The 22,350-nt window shown below is 64.2% G+C and carries 22 protein-coding genes; 13 read left to right on the top strand and 9 right to left on the bottom strand.

Going from position 1 to position 22,350, the window contains the following annotated elements:
* Window positions 1-86: 86 nt before the first annotated feature.
* The 9 genes from RFM41_RS03245 (at window position 87) to RFM41_RS03205 (ending at window position 8,909) form a co-directional block, all read left to right on the top strand.
* Window positions 87-1,223 carry an ABC transporter ATP-binding protein gene (locus tag RFM41_RS03245; RefSeq protein WP_320246136.1) on the top strand — a complete coding sequence of 379 codons (1,137 nt, stop codon included), beginning with the start codon at window positions 87-89 and terminating at the stop codon, window positions 1,221-1,223.
* Window positions 1,204-2,367, top strand: coding sequence for an ABC transporter substrate-binding protein (locus tag RFM41_RS03240; RefSeq protein ID WP_320246135.1), 1,164 nt, complete (start codon window positions 1,204-1,206; stop codon window positions 2,365-2,367). Before RFM41_RS03245 ends, RFM41_RS03240 begins: the two co-directional genes overlap by 20 nt.
* A 77-nt stretch (window positions 2,368-2,444) precedes the next feature.
* Window positions 2,445-3,308, top strand: a complete 864-nt coding sequence (locus tag RFM41_RS03235; protein ID WP_320246134.1) for an ABC transporter permease — start codon at window positions 2,445-2,447, stop codon at window positions 3,306-3,308.
* Window positions 3,308-4,120, top strand: coding sequence for an ABC transporter permease (locus RFM41_RS03230; RefSeq protein WP_320246133.1), 813 nt, complete (start codon window positions 3,308-3,310; stop codon window positions 4,118-4,120). The genes RFM41_RS03235 and RFM41_RS03230 overlap by 1 nt, the downstream gene beginning before the upstream one ends.
* Window positions 4,121-4,131: 11 nt before the next feature.
* Window positions 4,132-4,893, top strand: coding sequence for an SDR family NAD(P)-dependent oxidoreductase (locus RFM41_RS03225; protein ID WP_320246132.1), 762 nt, complete (start codon window positions 4,132-4,134; stop codon window positions 4,891-4,893).
* Window positions 4,894-5,155: 262 nt separating this feature from the next.
* Complete coding sequence (locus tag RFM41_RS03220) at window positions 5,156-5,305, top strand: hypothetical protein (RefSeq protein WP_320246131.1); 150 nt, start codon at window positions 5,156-5,158, stop codon at window positions 5,303-5,305.
* Window positions 5,306-5,379: 74 nt separating this feature from the next.
* Entirely contained in the window at window positions 5,380-6,750 is a 1,371-nt protein-coding gene (locus RFM41_RS03215) for a glutamine synthetase family protein (RefSeq protein WP_320246130.1), read from the top strand.
* A gap of 2 nt (window positions 6,751-6,752) precedes the next feature.
* Entirely contained in the window at window positions 6,753-8,051 is a 1,299-nt protein-coding gene (locus tag RFM41_RS03210) for an NAD(P)/FAD-dependent oxidoreductase (RefSeq protein ID WP_320246129.1), read from the top strand.
* A 69-nt stretch (window positions 8,052-8,120) separates the two neighbouring features.
* Window positions 8,121-8,909 (top strand): DeoR/GlpR family DNA-binding transcription regulator, encoded by a 789-nt coding sequence (locus tag RFM41_RS03205; protein ID WP_320246128.1) that lies wholly within the window; start codon window positions 8,121-8,123, stop codon window positions 8,907-8,909.
* A 12-nt stretch (window positions 8,910-8,921) separates the two neighbouring features.
* Here the strand turns inward: RFM41_RS03205 and RFM41_RS03200 are convergent, their stop codons facing one another.
* The 6 genes from RFM41_RS03200 to RFM41_RS03175 form a co-directional block, all read right to left on the bottom strand.
* Window positions 8,922-9,428 (bottom strand): L-2-amino-thiazoline-4-carboxylic acid hydrolase, encoded by a 507-nt coding sequence (locus RFM41_RS03200; RefSeq protein WP_320246127.1) that lies wholly within the window; start codon window positions 9,426-9,428, stop codon window positions 8,922-8,924.
* Window positions 9,425-10,204: an ABC transporter ATP-binding protein gene (locus RFM41_RS03195; RefSeq protein WP_320246126.1), complete on the bottom strand. Its 780-nt coding sequence runs from the start codon at window positions 10,202-10,204 to the stop codon at window positions 9,425-9,427. Before RFM41_RS03195 ends, RFM41_RS03200 begins: the two co-directional genes overlap by 4 nt.
* Window positions 10,201-11,214 (bottom strand): ABC transporter ATP-binding protein, encoded by a 1,014-nt coding sequence (locus tag RFM41_RS03190; protein WP_320246125.1) that lies wholly within the window; start codon window positions 11,212-11,214, stop codon window positions 10,201-10,203. Before RFM41_RS03190 ends, RFM41_RS03195 begins: the two co-directional genes overlap by 4 nt.
* Complete coding sequence (locus RFM41_RS03185; RefSeq protein WP_320246124.1) at window positions 11,211-12,041, bottom strand: ABC transporter permease; 831 nt, start codon at window positions 12,039-12,041, stop codon at window positions 11,211-11,213. The genes RFM41_RS03190 and RFM41_RS03185 overlap by 4 nt, the downstream gene beginning before the upstream one ends.
* Window positions 12,038-13,024 (bottom strand): ABC transporter permease, encoded by a 987-nt coding sequence (locus tag RFM41_RS03180; protein WP_320246123.1) that lies wholly within the window; start codon window positions 13,022-13,024, stop codon window positions 12,038-12,040. Before RFM41_RS03180 ends, RFM41_RS03185 begins: the two co-directional genes overlap by 4 nt.
* Window positions 13,025-13,285: 261 nt before the next feature.
* Window positions 13,286-14,896, bottom strand: coding sequence for an ABC transporter substrate-binding protein (locus tag RFM41_RS03175; protein ID WP_320246122.1), 1,611 nt, complete (start codon window positions 14,894-14,896; stop codon window positions 13,286-13,288).
* Window positions 14,897-15,228: 332 nt separating this feature from the next.
* Between RFM41_RS03175 and RFM41_RS03170 the strand changes: the two genes are divergently transcribed.
* Window positions 15,229-16,419, top strand: coding sequence for a M24 family metallopeptidase (locus RFM41_RS03170; protein WP_320246121.1), 1,191 nt, complete (start codon window positions 15,229-15,231; stop codon window positions 16,417-16,419).
* Window positions 16,420-16,494: 75 nt separating this feature from the next.
* Window positions 16,495-17,175 (top strand): DUF4304 domain-containing protein, encoded by a 681-nt coding sequence (locus RFM41_RS03165; RefSeq protein ID WP_320246120.1) that lies wholly within the window; start codon window positions 16,495-16,497, stop codon window positions 17,173-17,175.
* A 2-nt stretch (window positions 17,176-17,177) separates the two neighbouring features.
* Here the strand turns inward: RFM41_RS03165 and RFM41_RS03160 are convergent, their stop codons facing one another.
* Genes RFM41_RS03160 through RFM41_RS03150 form a run of 3 tightly spaced genes read right to left on the bottom strand, consistent with a single transcriptional unit; the run spans window position 17,178 to window position 19,647 of the window.
* Window positions 17,178-17,594 (bottom strand): cupin domain-containing protein, encoded by a 417-nt coding sequence (locus tag RFM41_RS03160; protein WP_320246119.1) that lies wholly within the window; start codon window positions 17,592-17,594, stop codon window positions 17,178-17,180.
* A gap of 4 nt (window positions 17,595-17,598) precedes the next feature.
* Complete coding sequence (locus RFM41_RS03155) at window positions 17,599-18,438, bottom strand: phosphoenolpyruvate hydrolase family protein (protein ID WP_320246118.1); 840 nt, start codon at window positions 18,436-18,438, stop codon at window positions 17,599-17,601.
* A 12-nt stretch (window positions 18,439-18,450) separates the two neighbouring features.
* Window positions 18,451-19,647 (bottom strand): Tm-1-like ATP-binding domain-containing protein, encoded by a 1,197-nt coding sequence (locus RFM41_RS03150; RefSeq protein WP_320246117.1) that lies wholly within the window; start codon window positions 19,645-19,647, stop codon window positions 18,451-18,453.
* Between the two features lie 321 nt (window positions 19,648-19,968).
* Between RFM41_RS03150 and RFM41_RS03145 the strand changes: the two genes are divergently transcribed.
* Together RFM41_RS03145 and RFM41_RS03140 are read left to right on the top strand one after the other, a co-directional pair.
* Window positions 19,969-20,664 carry a TetR/AcrR family transcriptional regulator gene (locus tag RFM41_RS03145; protein ID WP_320246116.1) on the top strand — a complete coding sequence of 232 codons (696 nt, stop codon included), beginning with the start codon at window positions 19,969-19,971 and terminating at the stop codon, window positions 20,662-20,664.
* A gap of 353 nt (window positions 20,665-21,017) precedes the next feature.
* Entirely contained in the window at window positions 21,018-22,334 is a 1,317-nt protein-coding gene (locus RFM41_RS03140; RefSeq protein ID WP_320246115.1) for an ABC transporter substrate-binding protein, read from the top strand.
* Window positions 22,335-22,350 lie beyond the last annotated feature (16 nt).

The following is a 22,350-nucleotide window of genomic DNA, read 5'->3' as shown; positions in this document are numbered from 1 at the left end:
ATATACCACCTGCGAGGTATATACTAGGTGCTATTGGCTCTGCTAGCGTCGCGACATTGCCTCACGCTGTCGCTGGAGCCCGTGGCTTGACTGCAGTGCCCGATATCGAATTTCGCGCGGTCACCAAGCGCTACGGCGCCGTCACCGCGGTGAGCGGCATCGACCTTGCCATCCCGCCTTCCGCCTTCGTCGCTTTGCTCGGCCCATCCGGCTGCGGCAAGACGACGTGCCTGCGCATGATCGGCGGTTTCGAGCAGCCGAGCGAGGGCCAGGTGCTGATCCGCGGCCGCGACATGGCCGGAACGCCGCCCTACCGGCGGCCGGTCAACATGGTGTTCCAGCAATATGCGCTGTTCCCGCATCTCGATGTCGAGGAGAACATCTCCTACGGGCTGCGCCAGGCGAGGCCGCGGCTGTCGTCACGCGAGATCAGCCAGAGGGCGGGCGAGGCGCTTTCGATGGTGCAGCTCGCCGGCTACGGGCGGCGCAAGATCCACGAGCTTTCCGGCGGGCAGCAGCAGCGCGTGGCGCTCGCCCGCGCGCTGGTCAACAAGCCGGCGGTGCTTTTGCTCGACGAGCCGCTGGCGGCGCTCGACAAGAAGCTGCGCACCGACATGCAGATCGAGCTGCAGAACCTGCAGCGCGAGATCGGCATCACCTTCGTGCTGGTCACCCACGATCAGGAGGAAGCGCTGTCGATGAGCGACTTCGTCTGCGTCATGAATGGCGGCCGCGTCGTCCAGCTCGGACAGCCAAGCGAAATCTATGACGAGCCGGCCGACCTGTTCGTCGCCGATTTCGTCGGCAAGACCAATCTCGTCAGCGGCAAGGTGGCCGGGCTCTCGGGTGACCTGGTTGATGTCGCGCTCACCGACGGGACGGTGATTTCGGCGCGCAAGCGCGTTCCGCTCAACCGCGGCGAGGCTGTCTCCGTCAGCCTGCGGCCGGAATCGCTCAGCCTCTCGGCGCCCGGAGGCGGCGCCCTGAAAGGCGTCGTCCGCAACCGGATTTTCCTGGGCTCGACCGCGGAATACGCCATCGAGGTCCAGGGCATCGGATCGCTGCTTGCCAAGGCCGACCATGTGATCGGCCAGGGCAATCTGTTCAAGCCGGGCGAACCCGTCGCCATCGGCTTTGCCGCCGGAGCGCCGCTGGCGTTCCCGCACGCCAAAAACAACGGGACCAACCAGAGGGAAGACCAAAATGCCGAAATCCTATCGTGACGGACTGCCGATAACCCCGGATAAATTCGTCGACCAATTGATGCGCCTGAAGCGCGGCTCGATCAGCCGGCGCGACTTCCTCGGCCTGACCGGCCTTGGTGTCGCCACCGCGGTGATGGCGCGCGAGCTCGGCATCATGCCGACGCCCGCTTTCGCCGCCGAGAATCTCGGTGACCGCATGTCGATCGCCACCTGGCCGAACTATCACGACCCTCAGACCTTCGAGAACTTCAAGGCCGAGACCGGCGTCGCCGTCGAGGTCAACGTCTTCGGATCGAATGAGGAGATGCTGGCCAAGCTGCAGGCCGGCGGCTCGGGCTGGAGCCTGTTCGTGCCGACCAATTACACGATCTCGACCTACAAGAAGCTCGGCATCATCGAGCCGCTGGACATGGCCAAGCTGACGAATTTCGACGGCAAGGCGGAAGATGCGCGCTTCACCGCCGAAGGCACGATCGACGGCACGATCTACGCCGTGCCGAAGAACTGGGGCACGACGGGCTTTGCCGTCAACACCAAGAAGCTCGCCAAGCCGATGTCGAGCTGGAAGGAGTTCTGGGACACGGCCATGACTGAGGCCGACGGCCGCACCATGGTGCATGACTACCAGCTGACCACCATCGGCAACGCGCTGAAATATTACGGCTATTCGTTCAACTCCCTGAAGCAGGACGAGCTCGCCAAGGCCGAGGAGCTGCTGCTCAAGGTCAAGCCGCATCTGTTCGCGGTGTCGAGCGACTATCAGCCGGGAATGCGCGCCGGCGATGCCTGGATGACGATGTGCTGGACCAATGACGGGGCACAGCTCCATCGCGACCTGCCCGAGATCGCCTATGTGCTCGGCAAGGAAGGCGGCGAGATCTGGACCGACTTCTACGCCATTCCGAAGGACGCGCCGAACAAGCCGGCCGGCTATGCGCTGCTCAACTACCTGATGAACCCGAAGGTCGCGGTGAAGGAGCATCTGGCCAATGGCGCGCCGTGCACGGATGCACGGGTCAACGCGCTGCTGCCGAAGGAAGTGCTCGACAACCCGATCCTCTATCCGGCCGCCGATCTCTTGAAGCCGCTCGAATTCGGCGCTGCCGCGACGCTGACCGATCCGGGCCGCGCCGAGCTGATGGCGCGCTTCAAGTCGGCTTGAGCGAGACCGGCCACAAATCCGATCAAGACAATGCGACCGGCGGACGAGAGTCCGCCGGCTCCCAACCGGCTTTCCCGATGCGCGGCAGTCTCTTTCGCAAAAATCTCATGACGGCGCTGCTGCTTGCCCCGGCGACGCTGTGGCTGGTTGTGTTCCTGGTGCTGCCCTTCATCGCCATCGCCATCTTCAGCGTCGGCGAGCGCGCGCCGGAAGGCGGCTACCAGGCTGCGCTGACCTTCGCGCAATATGCCAATCTGCCGGCGCGGGCGACCGCCTTCTGGAACACGATGGTGCTGGCGCCGGTCGGCGCCTTGGCCTGCCTGCTCGTCGCCTATCCCGTCGCCTACTACCTGGCGCTGCGCGCGCCGCAGCGGTGGCGGCTGATCCTGCTCGCGATGATCGTCATCCCGTTCTGGACCAGCCTGCTGATGCGCACCTATGCCTGGATGTACATCCTTGGCGGGCGCGGCATCCCGGCCTTGCTCGCCTATGTCGGCATCGAGGATCTGCGGCTGATCAACACGCCGGGCGCGGTGCTGCTCGGCATCGTCTACGGCTACCTGCCGCTGATGATCCTGCCGATCTATGTCAGCCTGGAACGGCTCGACCGCCGCCTGCTGGAGGCCTCAGCCGATCTCGGCGCGACGCCGCTGTCGACGTTCATCGGCGTGACGCTCCGGCTGTCGCTGCCTGGCGTCATGACCGGCTTCTCGCTGGTGATGATCCTGTTGCTCGGCGAATATCTGATCCCGACGCTGCTCGGCGGCGGCAAGGTGTTCTTCATCGGCAACGCGCTGGTCGATCTTTTCCTGCAATCGCGCAACTGGCCGTTCGGATCGGCCATCGCCATCACGCTGGTGCTGGTCTCGGTGGTGGTGCTGATCGTCGCCAACCGCATCTCGACCCGGCTTTCGGGCGCACGCCGGGTGGACCTGATCTGATGCGCGCCTTCGTCGTCGCCGTCTTTGCGTTCCTATATCTGCCGATCGCGCTGGTCGTGCTGTTCTCCTTCAATGCCGGCCATCATGCCAGCGAGTTCACCGGCTTCTCGGTGCAATGGTACGGCAAGGCGCTGTCGAACCCGTTCCTGGTCGAGGCGCTGAAGAACAGCCTGTTCATCGCCACGACGAGCGCGCTGCTCGCGGCCTTCTGTGGCACCGCCGCGGCGCTCGGGCTGCAGCGCGTCGGCACGCGGATGCGGGCGCTCTTCGACGCGTTGCTGGGCGCCGCGATCGTTGTTCCGGGTGTGGTCATCGGCATCTCGACGCTGGTGGCATTGGTGCAGCTCTTCGCCGTCGTCAACCCGTTCCTCGCCTCTGTGTGGCCGACCGACCAGCCGCCGCGGCTCTCGCTCGGCTATGGCTCGATCATCGCCGCGCACGGCCTGTTTTCCATGGCGCTGGTGACGATGATCGTCGGCACGCGGTTGAGCAGCCTCGACCGCAACCTTGTCGAGGCGTCGAGCGATCTCTACGCCACGCCGCTGACGACGTTCCGTTCGATCGTGCTGCCGCAAATCATGCCGGCGGTGATCGCGGGCTTCCTGCTCGCTTTCACCTTCTCCTTCGACGATTTCATCATCGCCTTCTTCGTCGCCGGCGCGCAGACGACGCTGCCGATCTATGTCTTCGCCTCGATCCGGCGCGGCGTGACGCCGGAGATCAACGCCATCGCGACTATCGTGCTCGCAGCGTCTGTCCTGCTCGTGCTGCTAGCGCAATGGCAGCTCGGCCGACGGAAGCCATCGCCTTGAGAGACCAATCCATGATTTTGAAGGACCGTATCGCCGTGGTGACGGGCGCCGGGTCGGGCATCGGCCGCGCCGGCGCGATGATCATGGCGCGGGAAGGGGCGCATGTGGTCATCGCCGACCGGGACTCGGCGGCGGGCGAAGCCACGGCGTTCGCCATCCGCGAGGCCGGCGGACGCGCCGAGGCTGTCGCCACCGATGTCGGCAACGATACGGCCGTCGAGGACCTCATCGAGGGGACGCTCGGCAAGCATGGCCGCATTGATATCCTGCACAGCCATGCCGGCATCCAGGTCGGCGGCACGCTGACGGAAGTCGCCACCGACGGGATGGATGCCTCGTGGCGGATCAATGTGCGGGCGCAGTTCCTCGCGGCCAAGACCGTGATGCCTTCGATGATTGCGCAAGGCGGCGGCGTCATCCTCAACACAGCCTCCAACTCCGGCGTCTTCTACGACCGCGAGATGATCGCCTATGCCACGTCGAAGCACGCCGTGGTGGCGATGACCCGGCAGATGTCGCTCGACTATGCCAGGCACAATGTGCGCATCAACGCGCTCTGCCCGGGCTGGGTCGACACGCCGTTCAACGAGCCGTTCATCGCCCAGATGGGCGGGCGCGACGCGATCGAAAACTATGTCCGCACCAAGATCCCGATGGGCCGCTGGGCGAGCGCGGAGGAGATCGCCGAAGCTATCCTGTTCCTCGTCTCCGACCGCTCGTCCTTCATGACCGGCCAGGCCCTGGTGATCGATGGCGGTGAGAGCATTGGCTGATCTGGTCCAGCAAAGCGGGCTTGCGCCGGCGGCGATGATGGTTCAAATCATGAGTTCAACTTAGAGCGGTTCGCCGTTTCACGGAAGCGGCGAACCGCTCTATCCCTTTGTTTTTACGCAATTCCGGACGGAAAACCGCTCGCACTTTTCCTGGAATTGCTCTAGTGAGACCCGTCATGCAAGCTGCAAAACAGCGATACCGCGAAAGGCATATGATTTTTGCCTGCGGTATTTCGTATGCGCGCTCGGGATATCGCTGATCATGCGCTGCTGCCGCCACGAGAACCTGCAGCGCGCCGAGGAGACCAAGGTCGGCTCGCATGTCGTTCGTGACGGCTGGACCGAAGGCGTGCAGGACGCTCCGCATCCGGCCTTTCGGCCGGCCATCAGGCGGGCGTCCGTCCTCGGATAACGCAGCTTAGATAACGCCCTAACCCGAACGGACATGCCCGCCGAAGCGATCTCTCCTTCGTACGGACATGACCAATGCCTGATAATCTGAACACCTCATTCCCCGGCGCGGACACGCAAAGCTGGCTGAAAACGCATGCGATCAACGAAGTCGAGTGCTTCGTGCCCGACGTCAACGGCGTGCTGCGCGGCAAGACCCTGCCGGTGGCGAAGTTCCTCAAGTCGCTCGACGACCGCGCGCTTTATCTGCCGAGCAGCGCCTTCCTGGTCGCCATAGACGGGCGCTATTCCGGGTCCATCGACGAGGGCTTCGCCTACCAGGATCCCGACATGCGCATGGTGCCGGACGTTTCGAGCCTGTGCCTTGCGCCCGGCAGCGCCGGCAAGGCCTATGTCTTTGCCGATACGTTCCACATGGACGACCGGCCGTGGATGGCCTCGCCGCGTCATGTGCTGAAAGCCGTGCTCGACCTATACGAGCGGCGCGGCTGGCGCGCGGTGATGGCGCCGGAGCTCGAATTCTACCTGACGGCGCCAAATCCGGATCCGGATCGTCCAATCACGGCGCCGGTGGGGAGCAACGGCCGCGCGGAAAACGTGCAGCATCCTTACGACATGCAGGCGATGGAGGAGTTCGAAGCGGTGACGCGGCGCCTCTATGAACAAGCCGCCGTCGTGGGCTTGCCGGTGGAGACGCTGATCCATGAATCCGGCACGGCGCAGTTGGAGATCAATCTCGTGCATGGCGATCCGCTGGCGCTCGCCGACCAGGTGCTTTTGTTCAAGCGCCTGGCGCGGCAGATCGCTCAGGCAAACGGCATGCATGCCACTTTCATGGCCAAGCCGATCGCGGCGCAGGCCGGCAGCGCGATGCATCTGCATATGTCGATCGTCGACAGGAAGGGCGAGCCCTTGTTTGCCGGCGAGGACGGCAAGGACAGCGACATGTTCCGCCACTTCATCGGCGGCCTGCAGAAATACATTCCTGAAATCATGCCGCTGTTCGCGCCGCACGCGAATTCCTACCGGCGCATCCGGCCCGGCCACAGCGCGCCGGCCAACATCGAGTGGTCGCACGACAACCGCTCCTGCGGCCTGCGCGTGCCGCTGGGCGGCCGGGCCGCGCGCCGCATCGAGAACCGGTTGCCGGGGGCGGACGCCAATCCCTACCTTGCCATGGCCGGCTCGCTGATCGCCGGCTATCTTGGCATTGAGGAGAAGCTTGCGCGCTCGGAAGAGGCCTTCGGCAACGCCTATAAAAGCAAGAGCACATTGCCAAAGACGATGGAGGAAGCGCTCGATCGTTTCGCCGCCTGCGAGCCCGTGCGGGCGCTGCTCGGCGAGGATTTCTTCCAGACTTATCTGCGCGTGAAGAGTGTCGAGCTCGACCTGTTCCAGAGCGTCGTGACGCCCTGGGAACGCGACCACCTGCTGCTCAAGGTGTGATCATGGCTTCGCGTTCGACGGGTTTCAATTCCGGTCTCGATATCGGCAAATCCTATTATGTCGCCACCGCCAACCCGACGCCCGATCATCCCGCTTTAGCCGGCGATGTCGAGGCCGATCTGGTGGTGGTGGGCGGTGGCTGCACGGGTCTGTCCGCGGCGCTGCATGCGGCCGAGCGTGGCCTCAAGGTGGTGCTGCTCGAAGGCGGCAAGATCGGCTGGGGCGCCTCGGGCCGCAATGGCGGCCAGATGATCCCCGGCCTGCGCAAGGGCGCCAGGGGCCTGGTCAAGACATTCGGGCCGGAACGGGCAAAGGCGCTGTTCGACCTGGCCTTCGAAGCGCGTGGGCTGGTGCTTGACATCATCGAGCGTCACGGCATCGAATGCGACTTGCGCCAGACCGGCCATCTGGTCGGCGCCGTCAACGCTTCGGATGTGCGCGACTTCGAGGACGAGGCCGAGTGCCTCGCCAAGGTGATGAAGTTCACCGATGTCGAGATCCTGTCGGCGGCGAAGGCGCGGCAGATGGTGGACACGCCTTATCGGGGCGCGGTCTACGAAAGGCTCGGCGGCCACATGCATCCGCTGAACTACACGCTGGGTCTCGCCCGCGCGGCAGTCGGCGCCGGTGTCGTCATCCATGAGAACTCGGTTGCGGTCCGGCTGGAGCGCGAGCCCTCCATCCGGGTGTTCACCGACAAGGGTTCGGTCCGCGCCAGGCATGTGGTGCTGGCCGGCGATGCACTGCTGAAAGGATTGGAGCCGCGCGTCAACAGTCGCATCATGCCGGTCGGCAACTATATCGTCGCCACCGAGCCTTTGGGCGCGCGCAATGTCATCCCGGCGAATGTCGCGGTCTCGGACACGCTGTTCGTGGTCAACTACTACCGCATGTCGGCGGACGGCCGCCTGCTGTTCGGCGGCGGCGAGCGCTACACGCCGTCGCCGCCGGCCGACATCGCAGGTTTCGTGCGGCCGCATATGGAAAAGACCTTTCCGCAGATCAAGGGCTGCCGCATCGATCATGCCTGGGGCGGGCTGGTGTCGGTGACCACGTCGCGTTTGCCGCATGTCGGGCACTATGGCGAGGTCTATTTCGCGCATGGCTATTCCGGCAAGGGCGTGATCCTGTCGACGCTGTCGGGCAAGCTGCTTGCGGAAGCGATCACGGGCGATGCCTCGCGGCTCGACCTGTTCTCGACGCTGACGCCGCTGCCCTTCCCGGGTGGCACGGCGCTACGCGGCCCGCTCTATGTGCTCGGCATGCTGTGGTATGCGATGCGCGATCGGCTCAGACACTGATGCTGGCTTCCTGTTCCCGGCGTGGCTAATGTCTCCGCGCCGGGGACGAAATCCCGGGAAGGAAGACCGATGAATATCGAGCCGGGCCGGCTGACCAAGAAGGAACGCCATGAGCTGATCCTGTCGGAGGTCAGGCGCTCGGCCTCGATCCGCATCTCGAAGCTTGCGCGTCGCATCGGGGTCGCCGGCGAGACCATACGCCGCGATCTGATAGAGCTCGGCGAGGCCGGGCTCATCAACCGCACCTATGGCGGCGCCACCATCTCGCTGGTGACGTCGGAACCGGTGATCGCCGAACGCGGCCTCACCATGGTGGAGGAACGGGCCCGCGTCGGGCGCGGTGCCGCCGGACTGATCGAGAAAGGCCGCATCGTGATGATCGATGGCGGATCGACCACCTATGAGGTCGCGCGCAGCCTGTCGCAGCTTGGACGAGACCTGACGATCATCACCAACTCCGTCGGCGTCGCTTCGGTGGCCGGCGCCAACCCCAGCTTCCGCGTCATCCTTTGCCCCGGCACCTATGACAGCCGCGAGGCGGCCGTGCTCGGCGAGGACACGGTCGAATTCGTTCGGCGATACAATGCCGATGTCGCCATCATCGGCGCCTCGGCGCTGAATGCCGAAGGGCCGAGCGACATGATCTCGGGCGCGGCGGCCGTGAAGCGCGCGATGATGGGGCGATCGCTGTCGACGATGCTGGTCGTCACCAATGACAAGTTCGGCCGCAGCAGCCTCGAACGGATCTGCGCGCTGAGCGAGATTTCCGATGTGGTCACCGACAGCGAGCCGGCAGCGGCGCTGCGCACTGCCATCGATGATGCGGGCGGCGAGCTGCACGTCTTTGCTGAGAGTTGAATAGATAACCGGCTAAGCGTCTTTGTTGGTCAGCGCGATGTGGCAGCAGCCGGTGCCATGACCCGGCGTCCAGGTAACGTTGGCGAAGCGCACGCCGGTCGCCTCGAACAGGCCGCGATCGAAGGCGCCGGCGATGCGGCAGAGGGTGGCGAGTTTCTCCTCGCCGACGCCGGCCTCGACCCAGGCGTCCTTCAGCGGACAGCGCTTCACCTTGAAGGCGATGTGACTGGGCCCGCGCTCGACATGGGTCGGATACATGCGACCATCATCGGGGCTGACGGCGAGGAACGCCTCGCCGATAGCCGGCGCGTCGTTTGGGCCGAAATCGGTAAAAGCGGCTGCCGCGACTTCCCGGCCGCGCTTTTCGATCGTGCGGATCATGACCGCCTCGGCCTTCTCGGCGCCGAGCTCGGCGGTCAGTTCTTCGAGGAAGAGGCGGTAGAGGTCAGCGCGGTTGCGGAAGGCGGAGTCGAGCTCAAGCGACAGCTTTTCGGCTCTGGCTGCTTCGGGATCGGTCATGGTGTTGTTTTCCTATTGAGTCTCGGCGTTGCTTCGACAAGAGCCTTGCCGATCGCCGATTGCGGATCGGCGATCACGGCGCGGGCATCGCCGCTCTCGGCGATCCTGCCGGCATCGAGGATGACGACGCGATGCGCCACGGCACGTATGACGCCGAGGTCATGCGAAATGAAGAGATAGGCGATCCGTTCCTGCCTTTGCAGATCGAGCAGCAATTCCAGGATCTGGCCGCGCACCGAGACATCGAGCGCCGACACCGCTTCGTCGAGCACGATCAGCGACGGCCGCGTGGCGATGGCACGGGCGATCGCCACGCGCTGGCGCTGGCCGCCGGAAATCTCGTGGATAGGGCGCGCGGCAAGGCCGGCACCTAGCCCGACGCGCTCCAGCAGCGCCGCGACGCGGCGCGGGCGCTCGGCGCGCCTGGCGATGTTATGAATGCGCAGCGGATCGTCCAGCACGCGTGCCACGGTGGCGCGCGGGTTGAAGGCGGCGAGCGGATTTTGGAACACCATCTGCAGGCGGGCGCGGCGCGCGCGCAGCGCGGCGCCCGACAGCGCGACGAAGTCCGCGCCTTCGAAGTCGATACGGCCGGCATCGGGCTCGATCAGCCGCAGCACCAGCCTGGCGATCGTCGATTTGCCGCTGCCGGACGGGCCGGCGAGCGCCAGCGTTTCGGCCGGACCGATTTCGAAGGACACATCGTCGACGGCTGCGAAGGGTTTGTCGCCGCGGCGATAGCGCTTGGTGAGATTAGAAATGGCCAGGACGCTCATGCCGAGGCGCCTTGCCGGTCAAGCAACGGCTCGGCGTCGAGGCCGAGATGCGCGTCGAGCAAGGCTCTGGCGTACGCATGGCGCGGTGCGTTGAGGATCTGATCGGTCTCGCCGATCTCGACCAGCTCGCCATGGCGCAGCACAGCGATGCGATCGGCAAGCGTGGCTGCGAGCGCGATGTCGTGGCTGATGAAGAGCAGCGTCATGCCGTCCTCGGCCACCAGCCTGCGGATCAGAGTGACGATCTCGGCCTGGACGATGGTGTCGAGCGCGCTGGTCGCTTCATCGGCGATGAGCAGCTTCGGCCCGGCGGCGATTGCCGCGGCGATGGCCACGCGCTGCTTCTGGCCGCCGGAAAGCTGGTGCGGGTAGGCGCGCAGGGTGGCGTCAGGGTCGGGTAGGCGGACGCGCTCGAGCAGGGTTTTGGCCCTGGCGTAGGCGTCAGGCCACGTCAGGTCGAGATGCGTTCGGGCGACTTCGGCGATCTGCTTGCCGGCCGGCATCACAGGGTCGAGGCTGGAGGAGGGGTCCTGGAAGACGAAGCCGATGTCGCGGCCGAGGGTGGGCGCGAGGTTCGCGCCAGTCGCTGATGGGTCGCGTTCTGTCACGCCCCCCTCTGTCCTGCCGGACATCTCCCCCACTTGGGGGGAGATTGAACTGTCGCGGCCGCTTTCGCCAATGGCCAGCGTTGCAAGAGGAGAGCCGGCGACGGAACTGCTGATCTCCCCCCTTGTGGGGGAGATGTCCGGCAGGACAGAGGGGGGCGCGAAGGAATGGAACGTTTGAAGTTGGTTCGCCGGCCATTCTATCGCTCCGCCTGCAAAGGCTGACCCCGCCAATAACCCCGCGATCGCCAACGCCAGCGTGCTTTTCCCCGAACCGCTCTCGCCGATAATCGCCAGCCGCTCGCCGGCCTTGACATCCAGGCTCACACCTTTCAGCGCCGGCACCTCGACGCCGTCACGCCGATACCGCACCGTCAGATCGCGGATAGAAAGCAGCGTGGTCACGACAGGCTCCTGCGCACCGCGGTGCTTTCCACCACGCCTTCACCGGCGAGGTAGACGCCGAGCACGGTCGCCACCAGCGCGACGCCGGGCACGACCGAAAGAAAGGGCGCGGTGCGCAGCACCGTGCGGCCCTCGGCGATCATCCCGCCCCAGGTGACGCGGTTGGGGTCGCCGAGGCCGAGGAAGGAGAGCGCTGCCTCTGTGAGGATCGCCGCAGCGACAATCACCGAGGACAGCGCCAGCACTGGCGGCAAGGCATTGGGCAGCACCTCGCGAAAGGCGATCTCGATCGGATGCATGCCTATGACGCGGGCGCCGGCGACATAGTCGCGTTCCCGGATCGAAAGCACCTCGGCACGGGCGACGCGCGCCGGCCCAGTCCAGGCGCCGAGCGCGATTGCGGCGACGACGACGCCGAGCGATGGCCCCACGATGCTGACGAAGGCGAGCGCCAGCAGGAAGCTCGGCACGGTCTGGAAGGCGTCGGTGACGCGCATCAGCACTTCGTCGACCAGGCCTCCGGCAAAGCCGGCCAACGTGCCGACGACCGAGCCGATCAGGAGCGCCGCGGCGGCCGCCGCCAGGCCGACGGCCAGCGAGGTGCGGGCGCCGTGGAACAGCTCGGCCAACACGTCGCGGCCGAGCCGGTCGGTGCCGAGCGGCAGCGACCAGTTCTGGAATGGCGGCAGTAGCGCCGGGCCGGCAATCGCCTGCGGGTCGCCGGGAAAGAGCAGCGGCGCCGCCAGCGCCATGACGACGAGCAGAGCGAGGATCAGCGCGCCGGCGATCGCTTCCGGCGTGCGAAAGAAGCGGCGCAGTCGGCTCATGTGCGGGCCTCGCCGGCGCCGACGCGCGGATCGAGGACAGCATAGGCGAGATCGACCAGAAGGTTGATGAAGACGACCAGAACGGCGCTGACCAGGATGATGCCGATCAGCAGCGGCCTGTCGCGGCCGGCGACGGCTTCCTGCGCCAGCCGGCCGAGGCCGGGGACGGCAAAAACGCTTTCGATGACGACGCTGCCGCCCAGCATCTGCGCCGATTGCAGGCCGAGCATGGTGACCAAGGGCAGAAGCGCGTTGCGGGCGACATGGGCAAGCACGATGCGGCGGCGCGGCAGGCCTCGCGCCCGGGCGGCAAGCACGAAATCCTGCCGCCAGGCCTCGGCCATGCCGGCGCGCATCATGCGCAGGTAGAGCGCGAGATAGATGAAGCCGAGCGCCGAGACGGGGAGCACGAGATGGGTGGCGATGTCGGCGGCGCGGGAAAACCCGGCCTTGCCGGAGGCGATCGTCTCGATGCCGCCGATCGGCAGCCAGCGCAAATCGACGGCGAAGACGACGATGAGCACGAGGCCGAGCCAAAAGCCAGGCACGGCATAGAGCGCCAGCGAGCCGATGGACAGGAAGCGGTCGCGAACACTGCCCGGCTTGGCGCCGGCATAGATGCCGAGCGCAGAGCCGAGGCCGAAGGAGAGCGCGGTGGCGCTGCCCATCAGGATCAGCGTGGTCGGCAGGCGTTCGAGGATGACATCGCGAATCGGCCGCGAGAAGGTGACCGACTGGCCGAGGTCGAGGTGCAGCAGCGCCCAGAGATAGTTGGCGAGGCGGGTGAGTTCGGATTGGTCCAGGCCCCAGCGATGGCGCAGCAATTCGATCATGCCGGCATCGCCGCCGGTCGAGACGATATAGGCGTCGACCGCGTCGCCTGGCGCGGCTTCGAGAAGGAGGAAGCTGCCGATGACGACGATGAGGAGCACGAAGACGCTGCCGATGAGGCGGCGACGGATGAGGCGAAGGGCACGGGTCATGGCGAGTGGACGCCATTTGCAAACAGTTGAGGTCGCGCTCCACGGCGCCCCCCTCTGTCCTGCCGGACATCTCCCCCACAAGGGGGGAGATCAGCTATCATCGCGGTTTTCGCCAATCTCGGAGATGACAGGAAAGGGCGGGGCGCGGAAACTGCGAATCTCCCCCCAGGAGGGGGAGATGTCCGGCAGGACAGAGGGGGGCGCGAAGGAACTCTCACTCTCAAAGCTGAGCACCCCAACTGTCGATCCGCAAGTGCGAGGTCAGCTGGCCAAATAGGTGTCCGCCCAGTTCGACACCGCCCAGCGCGGATTGTTGGCGATGTTGCCGACCGTATCGCGGGCGACCGAGATGAAGCTCCATTCGGCGACGTTGATCAGCGGCAAATCGGCCGCAACCTTCTTCTGGAACTCCTTGTAGAGCTCGGTGCGGGCCGCTGTATCCAGCGTCTCCGATGCCTTCGTGATCAGCGCGTCGAGGTCGGCATTCTTGTAGCCGCCCTGGTTGGAGAAGGGCACGCCGTCGGGAATGCCGCTCTGCACCAGGATGGTGGTCGAGATCGCCGGGTCGCCGCGAAACACCGGCGGGCCGACGGCGAGGTCGAAGGCATGATCGGTGTAGACGGCCTTCATGTGCGCGGCCGCATCGTTGTTGATGATCTCGGCGTCGATGCCGATGGCAGCCAGCGCCTGGCGCAGATAATCGCCGAACTGCTTCGTCTCATTGAAATAGGGCGCCGGCAGCAGTTTTAGCGCAAAGCGCTTGCCGTCATCGGCGCGTTTGTAGCCGGCTTCGTCGAGAAGCGCATTGGCCTTGGCGACGTCGAAGGGATAGGTCGGCACATCGGCGGTGTAGAATTGCGGATCGTTCTTCGGCACCGGGCCGGTCGCGGTCGCCGCGTAACCGAGGAAAATCGTCTTGACGACAAAATCCTTGTCGATGGCATGCGCGATCGCCTGCCGCACCTTGAGATCAGCCAGCTCCTTGCGGCGGTGGTTGATCTCGACGACGAGCTGGTAGGTCAGCCCTTCATAGCCCTTGGTGATGACCTTCAGGCCGGGCACCTTCGAGATGCGGTCGAGATCGGCGAGCGGCACGGCGGAGAAGGCGGCAAGCTGGATCTCTTCGGCTTCCAGCGCCGCCGCGGCCGACGTGCGATCGGGAAGCACCTGGTAGACGATCTCGTCGAGATAGGGCTCGTCCTTGCCCCAATAGGCATCGTTCCGGGTCAGCCGGTAATATTGGCCGGCCTTGTATTCGGCGAATTTGAACGGGCCAGTGCCGACCGGGGCATTGTTGGCCGGGTTGTCCTCGATCTTGCCCACCTCATAAAGGTGCTTCGGCACGACGCTCGACAGCGCCGGCAAGGCGTTGCGGATCAGCTGGAACGGCGTCGGCTTGGCGAATTTGAAAATAGCGGTCAGCTCGTCCGGCGTATCGACGGCCTCCAGATCCTTGAACACCGTGCGGCCGAGATTCTGCAGCGGCTTCCAGATTTGCAGCGCAGAGAACGCGACGTCGGCCGAGGTGAACGGCTTGCCGTCATGCCATTTGACGCCATCGCGCAGTTTGAAGGTCACCGAAAGGCCGTCGGCGGCACCTTCCCAGGAAAGCGCCAGGCGCGGCTGAAGCCCGTCCTTGCCGTCGAAGGAGGCTTCGGCGAGCGTCTCGACGATCTTGCTGGAGATGAAGAAGACACCGTTGGAGGCGACGATGGCGGGGTTGAGGTTGCGCGGCTCGGAATCGGCGGCCAGCACGAGACGACCGCCCTTCTTCGGCGTCTGCGCGAAGCCGATCGTCGGCAATGCGGTCGAGGCCAGAAGCAGGGCCGAGCCGGCCAGCAGGCCGCGGCGTGAAATCGTCAATTCGGACATCGCTCAAACTCCCCTCTTCGCGCCGTTCCAGGCGCGGTAATCGCGTGATTATGGCCCTTGGCAAAGGTTTCGCCAGAGACGGATTTGGCGCATCATGGCTTGGCTTTGAAATTTCCGTCCGCTGGACCAGCCGGCTGAAAGAGGCTCCGTTGCTCTTGTCTGGTAGGACCAGATTACGGAGAGGAAGGATCGAGATCCGAAATGAGACCGCTTTTAGCGCGAAAGTGATCAATTCTGGCTGGACCAGAGCGGCTGAAATGATGCAGATTTAGCCAGCAGCCATAAATCATGACGTTCGGCGCTCCTGCGGCCGATGAAATAGGGAGAGGCAGATGAACATCGCTCCGGGCAAAACCGAAGTCAGCAGCATTCCGTTCGACCAGGCGCGGGTGGACCGGCTGATGGAAGAGGCCGGCATCGACGTGCTCTTCGCCACCTCGAAGCACAACACCCAATATCTGCTCGGCGGCTACAAGTTCATCTTCTTTGCTGCCATGGATGCGATCGGCCACAGCCGTTATCTGCCGATCGTCCTTTACGAGAAGGGCGGGCCGGAACATGCCGCCTATATCGGCAACAAGATGGAAGGCGGAGAGCATCAGAACCATCCGTTCTGGACGCCGACCTTGCATACGGCCTGCTGGGGCACGCTGGACGCCGCCAATCTCGCGGTGGAGCATCTCAAGCAGATCGGCAAGGCGACTGCGCGCATCGGCATCGAGCCGGGTTTCCTGCCGTCGGATGCCTATATGCTGATCCGCAAGGCGTTGCCGGATGCCAAGCTGATCGACGCGACCGACATGCTGGAGCGCATGCGCGCCATCAAGACGGAGGCGGAGCTGGAACAGCTGCGCATCGCCTCCGAGCTGATCACCGATTCCATGCTGGCGACGATTGCCTGGGCGCAAGAAGGCACGAGCAAGACCGACATCATCGAGCAGCTCAGGCGCGAGGAGACCAATCGCGGCGCGCATTTCGAATATTGCCTGCTGACGCTGGGCTCCAGCCACAACCGCGCGGCGTCCAGCCAGGCGTGGAAGAAAAGCGAGGTGATGTCGATCGATTCCGGCGGCAATTATCACGGCTATATCGGCGACCTCTGCCGCATGGGCGTGCTCGGCGAGCCGGATGCCGAGCTGGAGGATCTGCTGGCCGAAGTCGAAGCGGTGCAGCAGGCGGCCTTTTCCAAGGTCAAGGCAGGCATACTCGGCGGCGACATGATCGCGCATGCGGAGAGCGTGCTGAAGGCGTCGAAGGTCGCGGCCTACACCGATTTCTTCGCGCACGGCATGGGGTTGATCACCCATGAGGCGCCGTTCCTGATGACCAACCATCCGGTCGCCTATGAGGGCACCTATGCGGCGAAGCCGCTGGAGAAAAACATGGTGCTTTCGGTCGAGACGACCATGCTCCACCCGACCCGTGGCTTCATCAAGCTGGAGGACACGGTGGCGGTGACCGACGCCGGCTATGTGATGTTCGGCGATCGGGGGCGCGGATGGAACAGGGGTGGGGCGGTTTAACGCTTGCGTCAATTTATGGCTCGGGATTACGCCGAGCTAAGCAAATGATATGGCCCGCAGTGGACCGCCACCAGAATGGAACAAGAACTGCCCAAGCAGGTCTTTCTCGACGGTTGTCAGCAAGTTTCTTCGTGTCTTGAACCTATGGGGTTCCGGTTCGCTAAAAGCGGACCTCACGTCAGTCGCCGGGCCGGCGATTGGACATTCAAGATCTCCTTTCAATCGAGCAACCTGAATGTTGCTGGTGAATATGTCGAGCTGACTGTTCATGCCTCAGTTTCCAGCAAGGAACTGAGAGCATGGGATGAGTGCTCGGCTTGGCCTGCGGGTGCAAACGAGTGGGTGGCAGGGGGGCAACTCGGCAACTTGCGGCTACCGCGCAAATGGCGGACATGGAACATTGCAGGACCAATTACCCGACAGGCGCAAATCTCGAATGTCGTTGCCAACATCAAGACGATCATTTTGCCATTTTTTGAGCGCTTCAGCGCGCCTCAAGAGCTCGCTCAAGAGGTGGCGATCTCCGATGTTCCTGGCTTCGAACGGCCGGAGCACGCCATCAGATTTGTGTACTGGCAGCTAGGTCGAGAGACTGCCGAGAACTGTATCTCGTACTGGGTTGAGCGCCTATCCTCCAGGGAAGCCTTTCGGACAGAGCGGGACATGCCCACTCTTCCAAAAAACCTCGCTTTCGGGAGCGATGTCAGCAACCTGGCCAGAATAGCCCGTGCAATGAAGATTGGGCTCAGTCTCTAGGGTCACCTCTGTGCCGGCAGCAGCTTGAAGTCCGGCAGGTCGCGCAGCACAAGCTCCGGTCCTGCAGGCGAATAGACGACGAAAAGCTGCATCGGCTGGTCGCCGGTGTTGAGCGTCGAGTGGAAGCGGCTTTCCGGCACGTAGATGGTGCAGCCGGGGCCGACCTTTGCCACCACCGGGTTGCCGCTCTCGTCCTCGACCATCTGCTCGCCATTGCCGGAGATGACGAAGATGATTTCTTCGGCGCCCGGATGGTTGTGGCGGGTGTGGCCCTTGCCCGGCGGCAGGTCGACGACGCCGCCGGAGAAGCGGGCGGCGCCGTTCACTTCCGGCGCGACGGTTAGCGACAGCTTGCCCCAGTCGAAGCCGAAGGCGCTGACATCCTTCGGGTAGACGAAAACCTTGCTCTTGTCGGCCATTGCCTCATCCTTTCCTTTTTGTGATCGTCTTGAAATCCGCCGTCTGCCTGGCAATCGCCGCTTCGGCCGGCAGCCGTTCCATCGAACTCGCGCCATAGAAGCCATGCAGCCCCTCGCAGCGCTCGAGGATGTAGCGCGCATCGTCGGGCATCGAGATCGGCCCGCCATGGCAAAGCAGGATGACGTCCTTGCGCACCGAACGCGCTGCGTCGGCAATGGCATCGATTTCGTTGACGCAGGCGTCGAGCGTTTTCGCCGAGGTGGCGCCGATCGAGCCGCCCGTGGTGACGCCCATATGGGCGACGACGATGTCGGCGCCGGCCGTGGTCATGGCGCGCGCCTCGTCCGGATTGAAGACGTAGGGCGTGGTCAGCAGGTCGAGCTTGTGCGCCTCGGCGATCATGTCGACCTCGAGCCCAAAACCCATGCCGGTCTCCTCGAAGCTCTGGCGCATGGTGCCGTCGAACAGGCCGACGGTCGGAAAATTCTGCACGCCGGAAAAGCCCATGGTCTTCAGCTCGGAGAGCAGCAGCGGCATTATGACGAAGGGGTCGGTGCCGTTGACGCCGGCCAGCACCGGCGTGTTCTTCACCACCGGCAACACCTCATAGGCCATCTCCTTGACGATCTCGTTGGCGTTGCCATAGGCGAGCAGGCCGGCGGCCGAGCCGCGCCCGGCCATGCGGTAGCGACCGGAATTGTAGATGATGATGAGGTCGATGCCGCCGGCTTCCTCGGCCTTGGCCGACAGGCCGGTGCCGGCGCCGCCGCCGACGATCGGCACGCCATCGGCGATCATCTTGCGGAACTTTTCCAGGATCGTTTTGCGCGGAATGGCGGCCATGCTTGTCGTCTCTCACTTCTTGGCGATATCGAGGAACGCCTCGGCGGCTGCCTTGGCGAAAGCGGGATCGTTGATGTGCAGCGGCAGGCGCGTGACGGTGCGGCGCCTGGTCGGCTGGATCGTGCGCTCGATGGCGTCGAACAGTGCCGCATCGGCGTCCGGATCGAAGAAGGCGCCGCCTTCGATGTCGAGCGCCGACACGCCCTTTTCGGGAATCAGGAAACGGACCGGGCCGTCGCAACGAGCGAGGCGGCCGCCGATCCATTCGCCGATCTTGCGGCATTCGTCAGTCGTGGTGCGCATCAGCGTGACGTTGGGGTTGTGCTCGTAGAACAACCGTCCGCGATAGCGCTCGGGGATCGTGGCCGGCGCCCAGAAGTTCACCATGTCAAGCGCGCCGACCGAGCCGACATAGGGCAATTTCGTGCGGGCGATCGCGCCGAAGCGATCCTCGGTCGCCGGCAGCACGCCGCCGAACAGGAGATCGCAGACTTCGGTCGTGGTGATGTCGAGGACGCCGGCCAGAAGGCCGCTGTCGGCGAGCTTCTCCATCAAGCGGCCACCGGTGCCGGTGGCGTGGAAGACCATGCAGTCATAGCCGGCGCGCAATTGCTCGACGATCGCGGTCACGCAGGGGGTGGTGACGCCGAACATGGTGAGCCCGAGCGCCGGCTTGCCGGCGGCGGCCGGAGCCGGCTTCGCGGCCATGCCGGCAATCGCCTGGGCGGCATTATGCAGCACGACACGTGAGAGCCGGTTGAGCCCGGCCATGTCGGTGACCGAGGGCATCATGATGATGTCGGAGACGTCGACATAAGGCGCGGTATCGCCCGAGGCGAGGGTGGAGACCATGAGCTTCGGCAGGCCGAGCGGCAGCGCGCGCATGCCGGCGGTGACGATCGAGGTGCCGCCGCCGCCGCCGATGCCGATCACGCCGGCGACGTCGTTGCGCGACTGGATGAAATTGGCGAAGGCGGTGCTCATGCCGGCAACGGCGGCGCCGCGGTCATCGATGCCTAGAACTGCGTCGGCTCCCCTGGCATGATGCGTGGCGACCTCGCTGGCGGGGATGTCGACCGGGACGGTCGCGCCGCGCGTACCGATATCGACACGGACGACCGCGCCGCCGGCAGCAGTGACGGCATCGGCGAGGAAGGCGAGTTCCTCACCTTTGGTGTCGGCGGTGCCGACCACATAGATGCGCTTCATCCGCGGTTCCCCGTCGTCCGGCATGGTCGGCTTTGCCGCCCGCCTTTTCTGCTCCACCCTTAAGCTCGTCGGCGAAAGCCTCGTCGCTGGTGGGGACTCCATTCTTGCCCCACCCTTAAGCTCCTCGGCAAAGCCTCGTCGCTGGTGGGGACTCCATTCTTGCCCCACCCTTAAGCTCCTCGGCAAAGCCTCGTCGCTGGTGGGGCCCTTTTTTCTGCCCCACCCTTAAGCTCCTCGGCAAAAGCCTCGTCGCTGGTGGGGACCCATTATTGCCTGGCATTGCGCCATTGCAAATTTTTGAGACGTGCGTATCGTATTGATATGGATGTCTCACGTCAACAAGCCGCCTCCAGCGATGACGCAGCGAAGGCTCGGACCGCTGAGAAGGGGCCGCGCGCCCGCACAAAGCGGCTGATGCTGGAAACGGCGACAAGGCTGATGCAGTCCGGCATGACCCCGTCGGTCAGCGAGGTCGCGGAGGCAGCGGAAGTGTCGCGCGCGACCGCCTACCGTTATTTCCCGAGCCAGGCGGCGCTGGTGCAGGCCGTGGTCGATGAAGGGCTTGGCCCGATCCTCACCTGGAAGTCGGCCTCCGACGATGCCGAGCGGCGCGTGGCGGATCTGTTCGCCACCGCGATGCCGCGCATCGAGGCTTTCGAGGCGACATTCAAGGCGGCGCTGAAGCTGTCTCTCGATCAATGGGCGCGACGCCAGGCCGGCACGCTCGGATCGGAGCCCGCCTTCAAGCGCGGTCATCGCGTCGACTTGCTGAAGGATGCGATCGGGCCGCTCAAGGGTCGCCTGAAGCCGCGCCAGTTCAAACGCCTGGCGCAGGCGCTGTCGCTGGTGTTCGGCGTCGAGGTGGTCACGGTGCTGAAGGATATCTGGGGGCTGGACAGCGCCGAGATGGTGTCGGTGGCGCAGTGGGCGGCGAGCGCGCTGGTGCGCGCCGCAATAGTGGAAGCAGAGGCAAAATCAGCAGGAATGTCGGCAGCGCCGAAGGCGACAGTCATCTAAATCTGGTTCGACCAGATTGCGGAGCCAGTTTTGAATGTTAATTGGGGTGGGCAGCCCGTGACAAGGGCCATGCATATCAAAGAGTAGGAAAAACAAGGGAAAACAGCCAGATATCGCAAGGATTGGCTCATTCGCCCGATCTCGGCCGCTCAAGAAAGCGCTTGACGCCAAGCTGAAATTGGTAATACCAGATCAAGGCGGACAAAGCGGATCAAATGTGAGGGCCGCGATCCATTTCCGGCAGGGCGAGGAGGCCCGGAACCGGAAAAGATGCCCTCACGGGAGGAACTACCTGGGCCGGTTTCGCTGCCGGCTCGCATGACACGGTAGAATGCGCACAAGGGAGGAAAACTATGCGCAAGACAGTCGCCAGCACGCTTGCTGGCATCGCCTTTGCACTTGCCGGTAGTACGTCTGCATTCGCGCAAGACAAGGAATTGACGATTCTTTGGGCCGAATGGGACCCATCCAACTACCTGCAGCAGCTCGTCAACGACTTCACAGCCGAGACAGGCATCAAAGTGACGGTGGAAACCACGCCGTGGTCGGACTTCCAGACCAAGGCGTTCACCGAATTGAACGCGCATGGCGATTCCTACGATCTCATCGTCGGCGACTCGCAGTGGCTCGGAGCCGGCTCGACACAGGGTCACTGGGTCGACCTGAGCGATTTCTTCAAGCAGCACAAGCTCGATCAGGTCATGACGCCGGCCACGGTCAAGGGTTACGCCGAATATCCGCCGGGCAGCGGCAAGTACTGGGCGATCCCTCTCGAAGGCGATGCCAACGGCTGGGCCTACCGCAAGGACTGGTTCGAGGATCCGAAGGAAAAGGAAGCCTTCAAGGCCAAGTATGGCTACGATCTGGGCGTTCCGAAGGACTACAAGCAGCTGCACGACATCGCGGAGTTCTTCACGCGTCCGGACCAGAAGAGATACGGTCTCGCGATCTACACCCAGAACAAGTATGACGCGATGGCCATGGGCGTCGAGCAGACGATCTTCAGCTATGGCGGCTCGCTCGGTGACTATTCGACATATGCCGTTGACGGCATCGTCAATTCGGACTCGAATATCAAAGCCATCGAGATGTATCACGACTTGACGAAATTCACGCCTCCGAATTGGGGCGATTCGTTCTTCGTCGAAGATAACCAGGCCTTCACGTCCGGTCTCTCGGCGATGGCGATGAATTTCTTCGCCTTCATGCCGGCACTGGCCAACAAGGCTACAAATCCATACGCCGATGTCACAGGTTACTTTGCCAATCCGCCCGGACCGACGGGCGTGAAGGCCGCGGCGCTCGGCGGCCAGGGCGTCTCGATCGTCTCCTATTCGAAGCATAAGGATGACGCGATGAAGTTCCTGGAATGGTTCATTCGCGACGATGTCCAGCAGAAGTGGGCGGAGTATGGCGGCTACACCTGCAGCCAGGCGGTGTTGACGTCGGACAAGTTCCTCAACGCCACCCCTTACAATCGCGCCTTCAACGACTCCATGCAGATCGTCAAGGATTTCTGGGCGACTCCGGAATACGCCGAACTGCTGGATCAGCTGAACCAGGATCTCTACCCCTACGTGGTGAACAACCAGGGGAGCGCGAAGGAAGCATTGGACAAGCTGACGGCCGACTGGAAAGCGACCTTCGTCAAGTACAACCGCTACAAGTAGGCGGATCGTCCACCGA

The organism is Mesorhizobium vachelliae, assembly GCF_033977325.1.
Lineage (GTDB): Bacteria > Pseudomonadota > Alphaproteobacteria > Rhizobiales > Rhizobiaceae > Mesorhizobium > Mesorhizobium vachelliae.
Note: the sequence above shows the minus strand (reverse complement) of the source record. Positions and strands in the feature narration are given on the sequence as shown.